This window comes from Nocardioides euryhalodurans (assembly GCF_004564375.1).
Taxonomy (GTDB): Bacteria; Actinomycetota; Actinomycetes; order Propionibacteriales; family Nocardioidaceae; genus Nocardioides; species Nocardioides euryhalodurans.
In genome coordinates this window covers 394,272-411,684 of sequence record NZ_CP038267.1, presented here as the reverse complement: position 1 = coordinate 411,684, position 17,413 = coordinate 394,272, and the positions used below count along the sequence as shown (strand labels likewise).

The window sequence follows — 17,413 nt, the reverse complement described above, 5'->3', positions numbered from 1 at the left end:
ATGGCCGCACCCCAGGTCCTGACCGCTCCCGAGGCCGCCGAGACGTACGCCGACGCCTGGCGCGCCCTGGCCGCGGGCCACCCGTGGACGTCGTACTTCTGCACGCCCGACTGGCAGCTCTCCTGGTGGGAGGTGCTGGGGTCCGGGCGCGACGTGCGGTTGGCCGTCTGGCCGGGCGACGGGGGGCTCGACGCCGTCGTGGGGCTGGTCCGCGAACCGCTGCACCCGCGGATCGCCCGGGTCCGGGGACCGTGGGCACCGCTCGGGAGCGGCGCCGGAGCGGCCGACCACCTCGGCTGGCTGGTGCGGCCCGAGCGCCACGACGACGTCCGCCGCTGGCTCGCGGAGACCGTCGGCCGCAGCAGCCTGCTGCTGCCGGCCAGCGACCCGGAGAGCCGCGCCGCCGACCTCGTGACCGGTGCCGACCCCATCGCCACCACGGCCTGCCCGCGCGTCGACCTGCCCGACGACCCGCTGCCGACCGGCTCCTCCAAGCTCCGCAAGCGGGTGCGCTACGACGAGCGGAAGCTGGCCGAGGAGGGAGTGACCACGACGTGGCTCTCCCCCGGCCAGGTGACCGGCGAGGTGCTCGACCACCTGCTGCGGCTGCACGGCTCGCGTGCCGGGGACCAGGGCTGGGCCACGAGCTTCACCGCCGAGCGTCGCCGCCTCCACCTCGCGCTCCTCGCCCGCGCCACGCCGGGCTGCGGCCCCGCCGCGGTCGTGGCGCGTCGCGACGACGAGGTGGTCGGGGTGCTCTACGGCTTCCTCTGGCAGCGCACCTTCGCCTACTACCAGACCGGCTGGGACGAGGCGTACGCCCGCCACGGCCTCGGCACCGTCCTGGTGGCCGCCGCGATGCGCGCGGCCCGCGACGCCGGCTGCGAGGTGTTCGACTTCCTGCGCGGGGCGGAGCCCTACAAGTACCGTTTCGGAGCGGTCGACCGGACCGACACCACGTGGCTCGCGGGCCGCGGGCCGGTGGCGCGGGTGGTCCGCGCCCGCTACGCCGACCACGACGGTGCCGCACGGAGCGAGGAGGACGCAGGTGCGCCTGCTCTACGTGATTGACAGCCTGGACCGCCCGGGAGGAGCCGAGCAGGCGCTCGCGTCGATGGCTCCGCACCTGGTGAAGGCCGGCGTGGACCTCGACATCGCCTACCTCCTCGAGCGGGAGGGCTTCCAGGACGACCTGCGCGCGGTCGGCGCCTCGATCTTCCCGGTGCTGGAGCCCGACAGGGTCCGGCGCGCCAGAGCGCTCGCCTCGCTGATCCGGGAGCGCGAACCCGACCTGGTGCACACCACCCTCTTCGAGGCCGACCTCGCGGGCAGGGTCGCGGCCGCGACCACCCGCACCCGCGTCGTGTCGAGCCTGGTCAACATCGCCTACGGTCCCGAGCACCGCGGCGATCCCCGGCTGACGGCCGCCAGGGTCGTGGCCGCGCAGGCCGCGGACGCGGCGACCTGCCAGCTCGTGCACCGCTTCCACGCTCTGACCCAGTACGTCGCCGACGTGATGGGGCGCCGGTTGCTGATCCGGCCCTCGCGCATCGACGTGGTCCCCCGCGGCCGCGACGAGGCGGTGCTGGGGTCGCGCACGCCCGAGCGGCGGCACACGGTCCGGACCGGCCTCGGCCTCGCCGACGACGCCCCGATGGTGGTCGCCGCAGCGCGGCACGAGTACCAGAAGGGCCTGGACACGCTCGTCGAGGCGTTCGCCGCGGTCAGGCGCGCCCACCCAGCAGCCCAGCTGGTCGTCGCGGGACGCGAGGGCACGGCGACCACACTGATCCGCCAGCGGGCCGCGGAGGGCGGGGTGACCGATGCCGTGCACCTGCTCGGTCCCCGCACCGACGTACCCGACCTGGTCGCCGCGGCCGACGTCTTCGTCGCTCCTTCGCGCTGGGAAGGGCTGGGCAGCGCCGTCGTGGAGGCCATGGGCATCGGCACCCCCGTCGTCGCCGGCGACGTCCCGGCGATCCGGGAGACCATCACCGGCGCGGGTGCCCTGCTGGTGCCCGTCTCCGACCCGGACGCTCTCGGCCGGGCCGTGGTGAACGTGCTCGACGACGGCGCCGCCGCCGCCACGCGGGCGGGCGCCGCGTCGGCCCGCTTCCGCAGCCGCAACACCATCGAGGCCGTCACAGCCGCCATGCTGGAGTTCTACGAGCGCTCGCTCGGCTGATTCCCGGCGGCCGGGGAGCTGGCGTCGGTGTGCTGCAGCGGGCTCGGGCAGGGCACCGCACCGCTCCCCTGCGGCGCCCTGCGTCGGTCCAACGGGTGGGGTCGATGTCTCAGGGGGGACTGACTGACCGTCTCGGCACACCACCCCAGGGTGCGCCGGTGCGTGCGCTGGGTCGTTGGGTCCAGCTGGTCCGGCGACGTGGCCCCAACGACCACTGCCCCGCACCCCTCACCGGGACGACACGTGGGAGCGGGACGCCGACCCCCCGCTCAAGCGAAGCCACCGTCTCGGCACACCACCACCCCAGGGTGGGTGTGTGTGCGCTGGCTCGTTGGGTCCAGCTGGTCCGGCCACGTGGCCCCAACGACCCACTGCCCGACACCCCTCACCGGAGCGGCGAAGCTCGACTGGTCCGGCACGTACGCCACTGAGCACGCCCCTCACGGACACCACCAGGACCGGTGCGTCGTCACTTCGTGCCGGAGTCGCGCCCGGTGGCGGCACGCCCCCAGGGCACCGCGCGCCCGAGCAGCTCCTCGAGCTCGTCCCGGTCGGCCGCGAAGTGGTCGCGCAGCCGCTCGCGGGTGGCCGGCTCCATCGGCGGATAGGCGCCGGGGGTGCTGTTCCAGCGGCGGACCGTCCGGGAGACGGGGCCGGGGAGTCGTCGGGCGACGCTGCCGAGCAACGGGCTGCGCGCCGGCCCGTGGTGGTTCGTGCGTCGGGCCGGGACCGGCTCGGTCGGAGGCGGCACCCCGAGCCGCGCACACAGGCCCGCCACGACCGGGCCGGGGTCGCGGGCCAGGTCGTCGAAGAGGACCACGTGGACGCGGTCCGGGGGGACGTGCTCGTGGAGCCGGCGGAGCAACCGGGCGTACCCGCCGGAGGTGAGGTAGCCGTGGGGCAGGTCGCGCGGGTCGCGCGCGAGCCGCTCCGGTTCGGCCTCGAGCGCCTCCTCGAAGCCGAGACGTTCGGTGCCCTTGTCGCGGTTGAGCCAGTAGTGGGAGTACGCCCGGTCGACCGGGTCGCGCAGCACCAGGCCGACGACCGCGTCCGGGAGCTCCCTCGCGATCCGCTCGACGGCCTCCTCGTGCAGGACGTAGCTCGGCGTGACGTCCACGCACACCTGCTCGGGCCGGGCATCGCGGTAGAGCCCGGCGTACCAGTCGGGGCCGCGGTCGTGGCGACGGGTGAAGTAGTGGACCTCCTCGAGGTCGGGCACGAACACGCCCGGCACGGTCCGCAGGTGGCTCGCGACCGTGGTGGTGCCGGCTCGCGGCACCCCCGCCACCACGAAGCCCGGCAGCCGGTCGGTCACCAGGTCACCGCCAGCCCGGCCGCGACCGCGGCCAACGCCAGCGGGGCGGCGAGCCAGGGCAGGATCGTACGGCGGCGCCGCGAGGTCACCTCGGCCACCATCCCGACCGTCGCCGCCGCCATCGCGAGCAGTCCGACGACGCCGTGCGGGAGCACCACCATGACGGCCATCAGCGGCCAGCAGGCCCCCATGCAGCGCAGCGACTGGCGGGCTCCGAACTCCAGCCGGGTGCCGACCTCCCGTGCGCCGCCGGGCGCGAGCGGGACGGTCCTGCTGCACGAGAAGGCCGCCCAGCGCTTGGGCGGGCTCACCTGCCAGCCCGCGGCCACGACGAGCAGCACCGCGAGCAGCAGCGCGGACGACATCCAGCCGGCGAGCAGCCACTCCCCGATCGCGATCGCGACGACCCCGAAGGCCACCCACGGCACGAGGAAGCCGGTCGCCAGCAACGCCATGCCGGACCACCGGTGGCCGCGGAAGCTGTTGAAGGCCACGTGCCGGAGAGCGGGCAGGGCGAGGGGCAGCATCATGGCCACGCACATCACGGTCCACGTGCCGAGGCCCATCAGGCCCGACGCCCCGTGCTCGTGGTGCCCCGCGGGCACCTGGACCGACTGGACGGCAAGCCACAGCCACGCCGCGGCGATCACCACGACCCCGGGCCACTCCGGGCGCCAGGCCAGCCAGGTGGTCAGCCGGTGGGGTGCCGCTGCGGCCTCGTCAGTCCACGAAGACGCTGACACGGCCGACGGTCATGGGCGCCTCCCGAGCCCCGTCGAGGAGCTCGCCGAGCACCTTGTCCACGTTGCCGGTGTAGCCCGGCGGCGGGGTCGGCAGCTCGGGCAGGAAGGTCACCTCGATCGCCTCCCCCTTGCGGATGCGACCTGCCCGGCGCAGCACGCGCAGCTTGCGGGTGACGTCGAAGGTGTGGCGCATCCCCGGGACGTGGTCGTGCCGGGAGTCGAGGCTGTTCATGTTCTCGATGCCGAACGCGGTCAGGTTGCCGACGTGGTGGAAGTCGCGGACCCGCTCCGTGACGCGCTTCGGCAGGTTGAGGTAGACCCCGTAGACGACACCCGGGTTGCTCAGCGCCCGGATGTCCTCGACGTTGAGGTACGCGCGGCGACCGCGTCGTACCACGCCACGCGCCGAAGGGGCAGCAGCTGCCTCCAGCGTGCTGACGGCACCCCGGTCGACCTGCGCGGACACCGATGCGCGGCTTCCTGCCAGGCGGACGGGTCGCCGGCTGGCGGCCACCATCTCCGGGGGACGCCGATCCTGTGCAGCCATGTCGTCAGCTCCTGTCTTCCCGGGCGCTCATGCGTACACGTAGCCGAGCTGGCCGGCAGCGTCGACGACTTGCGAGTTCGCCAGGGTGACCGCCTGGCCGGTCTCGTCGTAGAGCGTGAACGTCTGGTTGCGCCACGCCGCGTCGGTGGGGTTGGCGCGACCGCCGCCCATGCCGAGCCAGACGTTCCACAGCCGGTCGATGTTGGCGTGGTGGAGGAAGAAGATCGGGTCGTTGGCCGCACAAGGGACAGCGCTCATGAAGCCACCGGTGCAGCTGGCCCGGGACTTGCTCCCGACCTGGGTGTGGACGCCGTTGTGCGGCTGGGTCTCGAGCATGCCGAGGGCCCCGGCGAACTGCGCCGGCGGGAGGATGCCGCCGCCGAAGGACGTCTTGGCGCGGTCGGCCGACGCCGCGAACGGGATCCGGTTCATCGCCTTGGCCGCGTCGGTGACCCGGGTGCTGAGCTCGAAGCCCTCCATGATCGCGGTGCTGCGCCGCGTGGGGAGGTAGAGCGCGTTGGGCGACCCGTCGGGCAAGGTCGGCACGCGGAACGCCATCGGCAGCGTGCTGCCCGGGAACGGCGTCGCGTAGTTCCAGTACGGCATCGCCCAGTCGTCCGGACCGCCGACCTCGGCGATGGCCGCCCGGACGATCCGTTCCATGAAGTAGACGAACATCCGGTGCCACGGCAAGAAGTGCCAGCTCTGGTGCTGGCACTGGTTCCAGCTCGGGTGCGCCGGCCGGACGAACGTCCCGTGGATCGCGGCCTGGAAGTACCAGCTCGTCGGGTCGTCCGGTTCGCGGCTCTGCATCAGCGCGACGGCCCTGGCGTAGGCCTCGGTGTAGGCGTTCCACGGGGTCCCGAGCGTCCACACGTCGCGGCGGACGAACTCGCCCGCCAGCGTGGCACTGGAGACCGCGCGAGCGCTCTCGGTGGTGATGGCCAGGTCTGCAGTGACGACTGCGGCTCCTGCGATGAAGCCGCGCCTCCCCACCCCCGGCAGTGACGACGTGTCAACGGCCATGTGTTGTTACCCCCCGAGCGCCAGTGAAGCCGCGCTCAGGGGGTGGCACAACCAGCCATTCGGTGTAATCCACCGGCTGGTCTAGACCACTATCGCTGAGGGTCGTCCTGCCCCGGCTGCGACGGGGGTGCCACCGGCGGCGCCACGGGCGGCTCGCCGGTCCGCGGGTCCTCGAGCGGCGGGGTCGCCCCGCTGGTCTGGTCGGTCGGGTCGGCCGGGTCGTCGATGGCCGCCGGCGACGCCATCGCGGGCGGCTGCGCGTCCTCGGGGTGGGGCTCGTCGGGCGAGGCCGGGCCACGCTCCCCCAGCCGTCGGCCGAGCTCGTCGGGGCGGAAGCGCCGGAACTTGCGGGGCTGCACCCGGGTCCGGTCGAGCACGGCGACCTCGAGCGCGGACTCGGGGATCACCCGGTCGGAGGTGTCGGAGTGACCGAGGGCGGCCACGGCGAGCCGCAGCGCGGCGTCGAGGTCGAGCCCCTCCTCGTAGCGGGAGGTCAGGAACTCCACGACCGTGTCGACCGCGCCGCCCATGACGGCGAATCCGTGGGCGTCGGCGACCTGGCCGTCGTAGGTGAGCCGGTAGATCTGGTCGTCGGCCGCCTCGTCGCCCACCTCGGCGACGAAGAGCTCCACCTCGTACGGCTTCTCGCCGCCGCTGGAGAAGATGGTCCCGAGGGTCTGGGCGTAGGCGTTGGCGAGGCCGCGACCGGTCACGTCGCGCCGGTCGTAGGCGTAGCCGCGCATGTCGGCCAGCCGCACGCCGGCGATCCGGAGGTTCTCGAACTCGTTGTAGCGACCGACCGCCGCGAAGGCGATCCGGTCGTAGATCTCCGAGATCTTGTGGAGCGCCTGCGAGGGGTTCTCGGACGCGAACAGCACGCCGTCGGCGTACTGGACGACGACGACCGAGCGGCCGCGGGCGATGCCCTTGCGGGCGAAGTCGGCCCGGTCCTTCATCAGCTGCTCGGGCGAGACGTAGAACGGCATGCTCATCAGCGACCACCACCGTTCAGCGGTGCGGCCGGGCCGTCAGGTCTCGTCATGCGGCCGGCGATCATCCGGTCGGCGATGTCCGCGACGTCGTCGTCGGGCATCCGGCGGCCCCCGTCGGCGGTGATCAGCTGGACCACCGGGAAGATCCGGCGGGTGAGGTCGGGCCCGCCGGTGGCGGAGTCGTCGTCGGCGGCGTCGTAGAGCGCCTGCACGACGACGGTGACCGCGTCGGTCTCGTCGAGGTCGTCGCGGTAGAGCTTCTTCAGCGACCCCCGCGCGAAAAGCGAGCCGGAGCCCACGGCGTGGAAGGCGGTCTCCTCGTAGCGGCCGCCGGTCACGTCGTAGCTGAAGATCCGGCCCTGGTCGGCGGTCAGGTCGTAGCCGGCGAACAGCGGCACCACGGCCAGCCCCTGCATCGCGAGCCCGAGGTTGGCACGGATCAGGGCGGCCAGCCGGTTGGCCTTGCCGTCCATCGACAGCGTCGTGCCCTCGATCTTCTCGTAGTGCTCGAGCTCGGTCTGGAACAGCCGCACCAGCTCGACCGCGAGGCCGGCGGTGCCGGCGATGCCCACGGCGGAGTACTCGTCGGCGGGGAAGACCTTCTCGATGTCGCGCTGCGCGATGACGTTGCCCATCGTCGCGCGGCGGTCACCCGCCATCACGACACCACCGGGGTACGTCGCGGCGACGATCGTGGTCGCGTGCGGGGCCAGCTCGGCGGCGTGGCCCTGCGGCAGCGTCCGACGCGACGGGAGCAGGTCGGGGGCGGCGTCGGACAGGAAGTCCGCGAAGGACGAGCTGCCCGACTGCAGGAACGCGGCGGGCAGGCGGGGCTCCGGGTTCACTCTCCGCCCTTCTGGATGAACGACTTCACGAAGTCCTCGGCGTTGCTCTCGAGCACGTCGTCGATCTCGTCGAGGATCGCGTCGACGTCGTCGTCGAGCGCCTCCTTGCGCTCGGCCACGTCGCTCTCGGTGGCGACCTCGGCAGCCTCCTCGCTCTCGGAAGCCTTGCGGGGCTGCTTCTGCTCCTGTGCCATGCCTCGACCCTATCCACTCACCGGGTGAGCGCGCTGACCAATGCCTCGGCGGTGTCGCACCGGTCGATCAGCTCGCCCACGCTGGCACGGGTCCCGCGGAGCGGGTCGATCGTGGGCACCCGCTGCAGCGACTCGCGGCCGGGGAGGTCGAAGATCACCGAGTCCCAGGAGGCGGCGGCCACCGAGTCGGCGTACTTCTCCAGGCACCGGCCGCGGAACCACGCCCGGGTGTCCTCCGGCGGGTCGTGCATGGCCGCCTCGACCGAGACGTCGTCGAGGAGCCGCTCGATCCGGCCCATGCCGACGAGCTTGTGGTAGAGCCCCTTCTCGGGGCGGATGTCGGAGTACTGGACGTCGATGAGCTGGAGCTTGGCGTCGTCCCAGCCGAGCCCGTCGCGGTCGCGGTAGTGCTCCAGCAGCCGCAGCTTGGCGACCCAGTCGAGCTCGGTGGCGCACTCCATCGGGTCCCGCTCGAGCCGCTCGAGCACCGACTCCCAGCGAGCGAGCACGTCGACGGTCTGCGGGTCGGCGTCCGAGCCCAGCCGGTCCTCGACGTACTTGCGGGCGAGGTCGTAGTACTCCAGCTGGAGCTGGACGGCGGTCAGGTGGCGGCCGTCGGTGAGGGGGACGGTCGTGCGCAGGGTCGGGTCGTGCGACACCGCGCGCAGCGCGGCGACCGAGCCGTCGACGGTCAGGTCGCGGGAGATGAACCGGTCCTCGATCATCGCGAGCACCAGGGCGGTCGTCCCGACCTTGAGGTACGTCGAGATCTCGGCGAGGTTCGCGTCACCGAGGATGACGTGCAGCCGCCGGTAGCGCTCGGGGTCGGCGTGCGGCTCGTCGCGGGTGTTGATGATCGGCCGCTTGAGGGTCGTCTCGAGCCCGACCTCGACCTCGAAGAAGTCGGCGCGCTGGCTGATCTGGAAGCCGTGCTCCCGCCCGTCCTGGCCGATGCCGACCCGGCCCGCGCCGGTGAACACCTGCCGGGAGACGAAGAAGGGCGTCAGGTGGCGCACGATCTCCCCGAAGGGGGTGCTGCGGCGCATCAGGTAGTTCTCGTGGGCGCCGTAGGAGGCGCCCTTGTTGTCGGTGTTGTTCTTGTAGAGGTTGATGGGCGCGCCGCCGGGCAGCTGGCCGGCCCGGCGCGAGGCGTCGAGCATCACCTGCTCCCCCGCCTTGTCCCACCGGACCACGTCGAGCGGCGTGGTGACCTCCGGGGTGGAGTACTCCGGGTGCGCGTGGTCGACGTAGAGACGTGCCCCGTTGGTGAGGATGACGTTGGCCAGGCCGAGGTCCTCGTCGGTGAGCTGCGTCGGGTCGGCGACCTGGCGCGACATGTCGAAGCCGCGGGCGTCGCGCAGCGGCGACTCCTCCTCGAAGTCCCAGCGGGCGCGACGCGCCTTCACCGTCGCCGACGCGTAGGCGTTGACGACCTGGGACGACGCGACCATCGGGTTGGCCAGCGGCTGTCCCTGCACCGAGATGCCGTACTCGACCTCGGTGCCCATCACGCGGCGGACACTCATACGGACGAGCCTACGGCCACGGTGGCGATCGGAGCCCGCGTGATCAGCGCTTGCGCAGCTTGGGAACGACGAAGAAGGCGATGACCAGGACGACGGCGATGATGAGGATCCACTTCATGCTCGGACCCTAGCGGGCGACCTGCGGCTCGTAGGCTCACCCCCATGGGTGCCTGGTCCGACCACGTCGTCCCCCGCATGGCGGACGCGTCGCTGCGCAACGAGGAGATCGGGCGGTTGCGGGGCGAGGTCTGCGCCCCCGCGCGTGGCCGGGTGCTCGAGCTGGGCTTCGGCGGCGGGCTGAACCTGCGGTGGTACCCCGCCGCGGTGACCTCGGTCGCGGCCGTCGAGCCCTCGGACGTCGGGTGGCGGCTCTCGGCCCCGCGCCGCGAGCGCTCGCCGCTCCCGGTCGAGCGGCGGGGGCTGGACGGGCAGCACCTCGACGAGCCCGACGCGTCGTACGACACGGTGGTGTCGACCTTCACCCTGTGCACGATCCCGGACGTCGCCCGCGCCCTGGCGGAGGTACGTCGGGTGCTGCGCCCTGGCGGCGTCCTGTGCTTCCTCGAGCACGGGCTGGCCCCCGACCCCGGGGTGGTGCGGTGGCAGCGCCGGTTGGAGCCCCTGCAGCGTCGGATCGCGGGCGGGTGCCACCTCACCCGGGACGTGCCCGCCCTGGTCCGCGCGGCCGGGCTGGAGCCGACGGTGGCACGCGCCGACTACCTCGGCGGCCCCCGGCTCAACCGGCCCTGGACCTATGCCTACCTCGGCAGCGCCACCGCACCCTGAGCCCCGGCCGCGACGTCGCGGAGCTCGGCGGTCGCCCGGTCCAGCACCTCGCCCGGCCCCACCCGCCAGGTCTCCTCCCGCAACCGCTCCAGCGTGGCGCCGTCCACGACGTCGGTGACCGGCACGTACACCCTCCCGCTGTGCCGGGCGATCTCGTGGCCCACCGTCGCGGCACCGGGGGCGGCGTCCGCGCAGATCAGCAGCCGCGCGGCAGCCTCGCTCCTGCCCGCCGCCGCGAGCAGCCCGGCCGCGTTGCGGGCCGTCGTCCACAGCTGCGTCTCCTGGCCGGTCCGGCGCCAGGCGTCGAGGAGGTAGGCGAAGCCGTCCGCCGCGCCGGCCACGTCGCCGGTGCGGGTCCGCGCCGAGGCAAGGGCGACCCGGGCGACGCCCTCCACGAACGTCGCGCCGACGCGGGCGCCACCCTCGATCGCCTCCAGGTAGTGGGGGACGGCGGCGGCGGGGTCGGCGGCCGCTCGCAGCTCCCCCTCGACGTACGCCGCGAATGCGGCCATGGAGACGCTCCCGCCCCGCGCGTTGGCGTCGTGAGCGCGGTCCAGGATCGCCCGGGCGCGGGGGATGTCGCCGGCGTAGGCGGAGGCGAGCGCGGCCGAGGCGAGGAAGCCGCCCGCCTCGGCGGTCTCGACCTCCCCGGCGCGGAGCCAGCGGTCCCGGGCCCGGACGAAGTCGCCGCGGAAGTGCGCCACGGACGCCTGGGCGCTCCACGCCCGGAGCACCAGGGTGGGTGCGGGGTCGGGGCCGGCTGCGTCGAGGGCCGCGCGCGCCCAGCGAAGGGCACCGTCGAGGTCACCCACCAGCCGGGCGGCGTCGGCGGCGCAGCCGAGCAGGGCGGGGCGCGACGGGTGCCCGGCGAGCGAGGCGTCCTCGGCCAGGTCCACCGCCCAGGCCCACATCTCCCGCAGGTCGCGCCAGATGGTCACGTCGTTGAGCCAGACCGTGATGCCGATCCGCACGTCGTCGCGGCCGCGCGTCGCGGCGAGGTCACGGGCTGCGCGCAGGTTGTCGAGCTCGGCACGGAGCCGGCGGTCGGCGTCGGCCTCACGGGGCCCCAGCAGCGCAGCACCGAGCTCCTCGGCCACGGCCAGGCAACGGTCCAGGAAGCGCTCCTCGGCCGCGGCCAGCGCGTCCGTGGCGCGCAGCTCGTCGAGGAGGAACGCGCGGACCGTGAAGAGCAGCCGGTAGCGACCGGTCTCCGCGTCCACCACCACGAGCGAGGCGTCCACCAGGCCGTGGAGGACGTCCACCGGGTCCCCGGCGCCGGCCTCGTGCCCGACCAGCGCCTCCACCGTGGCCACGTCGGCGCCACCCGGGAAGACGGCCAGCGCCCGCAGCAGGGCGCGCCCCTCCTCGTCGAGGAGCCGGTAGGACGCCGCGATCGTCGCCCGGAGGGTCTGCTGCCTCCGGTCCCCCGGTCCGCGGGGACCGGTGGCGAGGTCGAGCGCCCTGTCCAGGCGCTCGCGCACCGCCCGCAGCGGCATCACGGCGACCTGGCGCGCCGCCAGCTCGATGCCGAGCGGCAGCCCGTCGAGACGGCGGACGACCTCCAGCAGGTCGGGCACGTCCTCCTCCCGCAGCTCGAGGTCGGGGCGCCGCGCCCGGGCGTGCTCGAGGAACGCGCGGACGACCGGCTGGCGTTGCAGTGACGCCAGGTCGGTCGGGTCGCGTGGCACCGGCAGCGGCTGCAACCGGACGACGTACTCGCCGGGCACGTGGAGCGTGACGCGCGACGTGGCGAGGACGTGGACCCCGGGCGCCGCACGGCGCAGCGTCACCACCAGCTCTCGGCAGGCGTCGACGACGTGCTCGCAGTTGTCGAGCAGCAGCAGCAGGCTGCGGTCGACGAGCGCCCCCGCCACGTCGCCGGCCGCAACGTCGCCGCGCGTCCGCAGTCCGAGGGTGGAGGCGACCGCGGCGCACACCCGGTCCGCCCGGTCGACGGCGCCCAGGTCGACCAGCACGACCCCCTCGCTGCCGTCCTGCAGGGCCTCCGGGTCGGCCACCACGTCGAGGGCGAGCCGGGTCTTGCCGACGCCACCGGGTCCGGTCACCGTCACCACGGCGTGCCCGCCGAGGAGGCGCAGCACCTCGGCCCGGTCCTCCCGGCGCCCCAGGAGCGGCCCGTCGGGCCGGGGGACGTGCGCGCGCGGGCGCCGTCCGCCGCCGGGGCCCGCAGGTTCGAGGGCGCCGCTCGCCACCTGCTGCTCGAGGTCGTCGAGCGCCGGGCCGGGGTCGAGCCCCGTCTCCTCGGCCAGGCGCCTCCGGAACGCCTGCGCTGCCGCCATCGCCTCCCGGGTGCGCCCGTCGGCGGCGAGGGCACGGACGTGGAGCAGCGCGGTGCGCTCGCGCAGCGGCGAGGCTGCGGCGGCGAGCGCCGCCAGCTCGGCCACCCCGGGCTCAGCCACCCGCAGCGCGGCGTCGACGAGGTCGTCGTGCAGCCGCAGGCGCAGCTCCTCGAGGGGCACCGAGGCGGGTTCCAGCGACGGCAGGGCCGCGAACTCCCCCAGGGCGGGTCCCCGCCACAGCGCCAGCGCCTCGCGGGCCAGGGCCGCCACCTCGGCAGCAGGTGTGTCCGGCCGGGTCACCCTGGCGGCCAGCCGCCGCGCTGCGTCGGCGTCCAGCTCGCCCGGCTCCAGGACCAGGCGGTAGCCGCCGGCGGTCCGGCCGAGCCGGTCGGCGTACGCCCCGAGATGGCCTCGCAGCCGGGAGACGTGGCTGTAGAGCGCCTGGGTGGCGTTCTCGGGCTGGTCCTCGGGCCACAGGCGGTCGACGAGCTGCTCCACGCCCACGGTGTGACCGGCCTCCAGGGCCAGCAGCGCCAGGAGCGCACGGCGCCGCATCCCCGGGACCTCCACGGACCGGCCGTCGACCCGGAGCACCAGCGGGCCGAGCACGCCGACCTGCAGGGGAAGGGCTGCCCGCTCCGACCCGGGCTCCGGGCTCATGGGGCGACTGTGCCCGACGTCGGGCGCCGGTGTCACCCGACTTCGGGCGCGGCCCAGTGCTCCGTGGCGACCCACGCCCGGAAGCGATCGGCCCCCACGGCAGCGACCAGCGCGGACGTCTGCGACTCCTGCGCCAGGAGCGCCGCCACCTTCCGGTCGAGAGCCTCCCCGGTGAGGGGCAGGCGGACGAGCACGTCCTCGTCGGCGCACACCCGAGGCTGACCCAGGTCGAAGACGCCGAAGTCGGCGTCCAGCCCCGGGTCCACGGGGTGGTCGGACGCGACGGCGTGCAGCACGCGTGGCACGACTCCTGCCCCGGTCGCGAGCCTCACGGCCAGGTCGGTCCACGCACTGACCGCACGGTGGTCCGGGTGGCCCGTGAACCCGTCCGGGCCGAAGGTGAGCACGGTGTCGACCCGGACGGCCTCGATCAGCCGTGCGAGGTGCCGGGCGGGCCGGACGGGGTCGAGGGCGGAGCAACCGCCGTCGGGGTGATCCAGCCAGTGGTGCTCCGCCACCCCGAGGATCGAGAGCGCCGCCTCCAGCTCCCGGGTCCGCAGCGCCGCCAGCGCGATCCGCTCCCCGGCCGTCGCCGAGGGGTCCGCGGCCTCCCCCCGGGTGGCGGTCACGCAGACCACGCGGTTCCCGGCGTCCCGCAGCGCCGCCAGCAGCCCCCCGGCGAGGTAGGTCTCGTCGTCGGGGTGTGCCCAGACCCCCAGCACGGTTCCGAGGGCGGTGACGTCGGTGGTGCGATCAGCAGTCATGGTCGTGGTCCTCATGCCCGAAGTCTTCGGAGGTTACCTGTCACCGGTCTGTCACGACCCCGCCCGGCGGGGCCCACCGGTGGCAGCGCGCTGCGAGGACTCCCCCGCAGGCTCGGTCCCGGCGGCGCCGACCGGCGCCGTACCGGGTGAACCGAGAGGACAACACGATGACGACGCAGCTCGACGCCCCGAGCGTGGACCTGACCAGGCTCGAGGAGTTCGCGACCAAGGTCGCGGTCGACCGGGCCATCGCCTACAACGGCGTGCTGGCCTACCTGGGTGACCGGCTGGGGCTCTGGCGGGCCCTCGCCTCGGTCGCCGACACGACCAGCGAGGAGCTCGCGGAGCGCAGCGGCCTCGCCGAGCGCTACGTCCGCGAGTGGCTCGCCACCCAGGCTGCCGCCGGCTACGTGACGTACGACGGGCCGACGTGCCGCTTCAGCCTTCCCGCCGAGCACGCCCTGGTGCTCGCCGACGAGGACAGCCCGGTGGCCGGCGTGGCCGGCTTCCAGGTGATCACCGCGGTCTACGCGGCAGCCGACCAGCTCGCGCACGCCTACGCCACCGGCGAGGGGGTCGCCTGGGGCGATCACGACCCACGGTTGTTCTCCGGCGTCGACCGCTTCTTCCGGACGCTCTACCGCGGCTCGCTCGTCAGTGAGTGGCTGCCGTCGGTCGAGGGCCTGGTGGAGCGGCTGGAGCAGGGCATCCGCGTCCTCGACGTCGGCTGCGGGCTCGGCTCTGCGCTGGTGCTGATGGCCGAGGCGTTCCCCGCCTCGACCTTCGTCGGCGTCGACAACCACGAGGAGTCGATCCGGCTCGCACGGGCGGCTGCGGCCGAGGCGGGCGTCGGCGACCGGGTCACCTTCGAGGTGGCCGACGCGACGTCGTACGGCGGGAGCCACGACCTGGTGTGCTTCTTCGACGCCGTGCACGACATGGGCGACCCCGTGGGGGCGCTGGCGCACGCCCGCTCGGTGCTGGCCGAGGACGGTGTCGTGCTGGCGGTCGAGCCGTTCGCGCACGACCGGCTCGAGGACGGGATCGGCAGCCCGGTGACGCTGACCTACCTGGCGGCCAGCTCGGCCCTGTGCGTCCCCAACGGGATGTCGCAGGGCACCGACACCCTGGGCGCCCAGGCGGGACCCGCGCGGCTGACCGCGGCCTTCCGCGCGGCCGGGTTCACGCAGGCCGGCGTGGCGGCGGAGACGCCGTACAACCTCCTGATCGAGGCGCGCGCCTGAGGCACGGACGCAGGCCCGGCCGGCGTGCAGCTCGTCGGCCGGGAACCGGTGCCGTCCCGGGTCAGCGCTTGCTGGCCCAGATCGCGAGCAGCATGATCAGGCCGATCACCATCGCGGCGACGAGCAGCTGGCCGAGGGGCACGGGTCAGTCCCTGGGGCGGGTCTGGGCCGCGTGGGCCACGTTGATCCCGACCAGGCCCGCCCAGCCGACCACCATCGCCGCGAGGCCGGTGACGCCTCCCTCGACGGCCAGGGCTATCGCGGTCACCGGGATGCCGGCGACCCCCGTGACGATGCCCAGGGCGAGCTGCCGGGGCCCGGCCGAGGCGCGGGCCCGGTCGCCGCTGGCGCGCTGGGACACGTCCTGGGCCGACCGGGCGACGACGGCGGCCTCGATCCGGTCCGCGAACGCGTCCACCAGCGCCGCGTCGTACGTCGACCCGAGCTCGCGACGGGTCTCGAGCACCGCCTCGATCTCCGTCCGCTCCAGCGGTTCGTCCCCCGGCATGCTCAGAGGTACTGGCCGGTGTTGGCCACCGTGTCGATCGAGCGACCCGGTTCGGTGCCCTGCTTGCCGGTGATGAGCGTGCGGATGAAGACGATCCGCTCGCCCTTCTTGCCGGAGATCCGCGCCCAGTCGTCGGGGTTGGTCGTGTTGGGCAGGTCCTCGTTCTCCTTGAACTCGTCGACGCACGCCTGGAGCATGTGCGAGACACGGAGGCCGAGCTGGTCCTGGTCGAGGTAGTCCTTGATCGCCATCTTCTTGGCCCGGTCGACGATGTTCTGGATCATCGCGCCCGAGTTGAAGTCCTTGAAGTACAGGACCTCCTTGTCGCCGTTGGCGTAGGTCACCTCGAGGAAGCGGTTCTCCTCGGTCTCGGTGTACATCCGCTCCACCGTCGCCTGGATCATCCCGGCGACGCACGCGTCACGGTCGCCCCCGAACTCCCGGAGGTCGTCGGCGTGCAGGGGCAGCGCCGCCACGAGGTACTTGGAGAAGATGTCGCGGGCCGACTCGGCGTCGGGCCGCTCGATCTTGATCTTCACGTCGAGACGGCCGGGACGCAGGATCGCCGGGTCGATCATGTCCTCGCGGTTGGACGCACCGATGACCAGCACGTTCTCGAGAGCCTCGACGCCGTCGATCTCGCTGAGCAGCTGCGGGACGATGGTGTTCTCGACGTCGGAGGACACCCCCGAGCCGCGGGTGCGGAACAACGAGTCCATCTCGTCGAAGAAGACGATCACGGGCGTGCCGTGGCTGGCCTTCTCCCGCGCCCGCTGGAAGACGAGCCGGATGTGGCGCTCGGTCTCGCCGACGTACTTGTTGAGGAGCTCGGGGCCCTTGATGTTGAGGAAGTACGACTTGCCGGCCTCGCCGCCGTCGGCGCCGGTCTTGGCGGCGACCTTCTTGGCGAGCGAGTTGGCGACCGCCTTGGCGATCAGCGTCTTGCCGCAGCCGGGCGGTCCGTAGAGCAGGACACCCTTGGGCGGCTTGAGCTGGTGCTGCTCGAAGAGGTCGGGGTGGAGGTACGGGAGCTCGACCGCGTCGCGGATCTGGTCGATCTGGTTGACCAGGCCACCGATCGAGTCGTACTCGATGTCGGGGACCTCCTCGAGGACCAGCTCCTCGACCTCCGACTTGGGGACCCGCTCGTAGGCGTAGCCCGCCCGGGCGTCGAGCAGCAGCGAGTCGCCGGCCCGGAGTGTCTCCGCGCGCAGCGGCTCCGCCAGGCGTACGACGCGCTCCTCGTCGGCGTTCGCGATGACGAGGGCGCGGTCGCCGTCGGCGAGCAGCTCCTTGAACATGACGACCTCGCCGACCTCCTCGAAGTCGAGGGCGGCGACGACGTTGAGTGCCTCGTTGAGCATGACCTCCTGGCCCCGCACGAGGGTCTCGAGGTCGACGCTCGGGCTCGCGGTCACCCGCAGCTTGCGACCGCCGGTGAAGACGTCGATCGAGTCGTCCTCGTTGCGCTGCAGGAAGGTGCCGAAGCCCGCCGGCGGTTGGGCGAGCCGGTCGACCTCCTCCTTGAGCTTGGTGATCTGGTCGCGGGCCTCGCGCAGGGTCTGGGCCAGCCGCTCGTTCTGCGCGGTGACGGCCGAGAGCGACCGCTGGGTGTCGGCGAGCCTCAGCTCGAGGCCGCGCGAGTGGCCGGGAGCGTCGCCCAGCCGACGACGCAGGTCGCCCACCTCGGCCTCGAGGAAGCGCACCTGCTCCATGAGCTCCGAGGTCGAACGACCTCCTGCGCCGGACATGCCTTCAGATGCTGACATCTCTGGTCA

16 protein-coding genes are annotated in these 17,413 nt (G+C 73.6%); 4 read left to right on the top strand and 12 right to left on the bottom strand.

Features of this window, described 5'->3' with window-relative positions:
* Both EXE57_RS01935 and EXE57_RS01930 read left to right on the top strand, forming a co-directional pair.
* Nucleotides 1–1,071 (top strand): GNAT family N-acetyltransferase, encoded by a 1,071-nt coding sequence (locus EXE57_RS01935; RefSeq protein ID WP_135073496.1) that lies wholly within the window; start codon nt 1–3, stop codon nt 1,069–1,071.
* Nucleotides 1,049–2,185 carry a glycosyltransferase gene (locus tag EXE57_RS01930; RefSeq protein ID WP_135073494.1) on the top strand — a complete coding sequence of 379 codons (1,137 nt, stop codon included), beginning with the start codon at nt 1,049–1,051 and terminating at the stop codon, nt 2,183–2,185. The genes EXE57_RS01935 and EXE57_RS01930 overlap by 23 nt, the downstream gene beginning before the upstream one ends.
* 469 nt (nt 2,186–2,654) lie before the next feature.
* On the opposite strand, the gene EXE57_RS01925 is transcribed toward EXE57_RS01930, so the two are convergent.
* From EXE57_RS01925 to dop, 8 genes are all read right to left on the bottom strand, one after another.
* Nucleotides 2,655–3,500: a sulfotransferase family protein gene (locus tag EXE57_RS01925; protein WP_167305782.1), complete on the bottom strand. Its 846-nt coding sequence runs from the start codon at nt 3,498–3,500 to the stop codon at nt 2,655–2,657.
* Nucleotides 3,497–4,243, bottom strand: coding sequence for a copper chaperone (locus EXE57_RS01920; protein WP_135073490.1), 747 nt, complete (start codon nt 4,241–4,243; stop codon nt 3,497–3,499). The genes EXE57_RS01925 and EXE57_RS01920 overlap by 4 nt, the downstream gene beginning before the upstream one ends.
* Nucleotides 4,221–4,790, bottom strand: coding sequence for a DUF7868 domain-containing protein (locus EXE57_RS01915; RefSeq protein WP_135073488.1), 570 nt, complete (start codon nt 4,788–4,790; stop codon nt 4,221–4,223). Before EXE57_RS01915 ends, EXE57_RS01920 begins: the two co-directional genes overlap by 23 nt.
* Nucleotides 4,791–4,817: 27 nt before the next feature.
* On the bottom strand, nt 4,818–5,816 hold the full coding sequence (locus EXE57_RS01910) for a tyrosinase family protein (protein ID WP_135073486.1): 999 nt from the start codon (nt 5,814–5,816) through the stop codon (nt 4,818–4,820).
* An 89-nt stretch (nt 5,817–5,905) separates the two neighbouring features.
* Entirely contained in the window at nt 5,906–6,808 is a 903-nt protein-coding gene (gene prcA / locus EXE57_RS01905; protein ID WP_135073484.1) for a proteasome subunit alpha, read from the bottom strand.
* On the bottom strand, nt 6,808–7,653 hold the full coding sequence (gene prcB / locus EXE57_RS01900; protein ID WP_135073482.1) for a proteasome subunit beta: 846 nt from the start codon (nt 7,651–7,653) through the stop codon (nt 6,808–6,810). The genes prcA and prcB overlap by 1 nt, the downstream gene beginning before the upstream one ends.
* On the bottom strand, nt 7,650–7,847 hold the full coding sequence (locus tag EXE57_RS01895; RefSeq protein ID WP_135073480.1) for a ubiquitin-like protein Pup: 198 nt from the start codon (nt 7,845–7,847) through the stop codon (nt 7,650–7,652). Before EXE57_RS01895 ends, prcB begins: the two co-directional genes overlap by 4 nt.
* Nucleotides 7,848–7,864: 17 nt before the next feature.
* On the bottom strand, nt 7,865–9,373 hold the full coding sequence (dop, locus tag EXE57_RS01890; protein ID WP_135073478.1) for a depupylase/deamidase Dop: 1,509 nt from the start codon (nt 9,371–9,373) through the stop codon (nt 7,865–7,867).
* Nucleotides 9,374–9,535: 162 nt separating this feature from the next.
* Between dop and EXE57_RS01885 the strand changes: the two genes are divergently transcribed.
* Nucleotides 9,536–10,159 (top strand): class I SAM-dependent methyltransferase, encoded by a 624-nt coding sequence (locus tag EXE57_RS01885; RefSeq protein WP_135073476.1) that lies wholly within the window; start codon nt 9,536–9,538, stop codon nt 10,157–10,159.
* On the opposite strand, the gene EXE57_RS01880 is transcribed toward EXE57_RS01885, so the two are convergent.
* Together EXE57_RS01880 and EXE57_RS01875 are read right to left on the bottom strand one after the other, a co-directional pair.
* A complete protein-coding gene (locus EXE57_RS01880) occupies nt 10,132–13,119 on the bottom strand; it encodes an AfsR/SARP family transcriptional regulator (protein ID WP_135073473.1) in 2,988 nt (995 codons plus the stop codon). The two genes, EXE57_RS01885 and EXE57_RS01880, sit on opposite strands and share 28 nt — an antisense overlap.
* Before the next feature lie 32 nt (nt 13,120–13,151).
* A complete protein-coding gene (locus EXE57_RS01875) occupies nt 13,152–13,883 on the bottom strand; it encodes a PIG-L deacetylase family protein (protein ID WP_208542933.1) in 732 nt (243 codons plus the stop codon).
* 167 nt (nt 13,884–14,050) lie between these two features.
* On the opposite strand from EXE57_RS01875, the gene EXE57_RS01870 reads away from it, so the two are divergent.
* Complete coding sequence (locus EXE57_RS01870) at nt 14,051–15,127, top strand: class I SAM-dependent methyltransferase (RefSeq protein WP_135073469.1); 1,077 nt, start codon at nt 14,051–14,053, stop codon at nt 15,125–15,127.
* Between the two features lie 145 nt (nt 15,128–15,272).
* On the opposite strand, the gene EXE57_RS01865 is transcribed toward EXE57_RS01870, so the two are convergent.
* Both EXE57_RS01865 and arc read right to left on the bottom strand, forming a co-directional pair.
* Complete coding sequence (locus tag EXE57_RS01865) at nt 15,273–15,635, bottom strand: hypothetical protein (protein WP_135073467.1); 363 nt, start codon at nt 15,633–15,635, stop codon at nt 15,273–15,275.
* A gap of 2 nt (nt 15,636–15,637) precedes the next feature.
* A complete protein-coding gene (gene arc, locus EXE57_RS01860) occupies nt 15,638–17,386 on the bottom strand; it encodes a proteasome ATPase (RefSeq protein ID WP_425271695.1) in 1,749 nt (582 codons plus the stop codon).
* Nucleotides 17,387–17,413 lie beyond the last annotated feature (27 nt).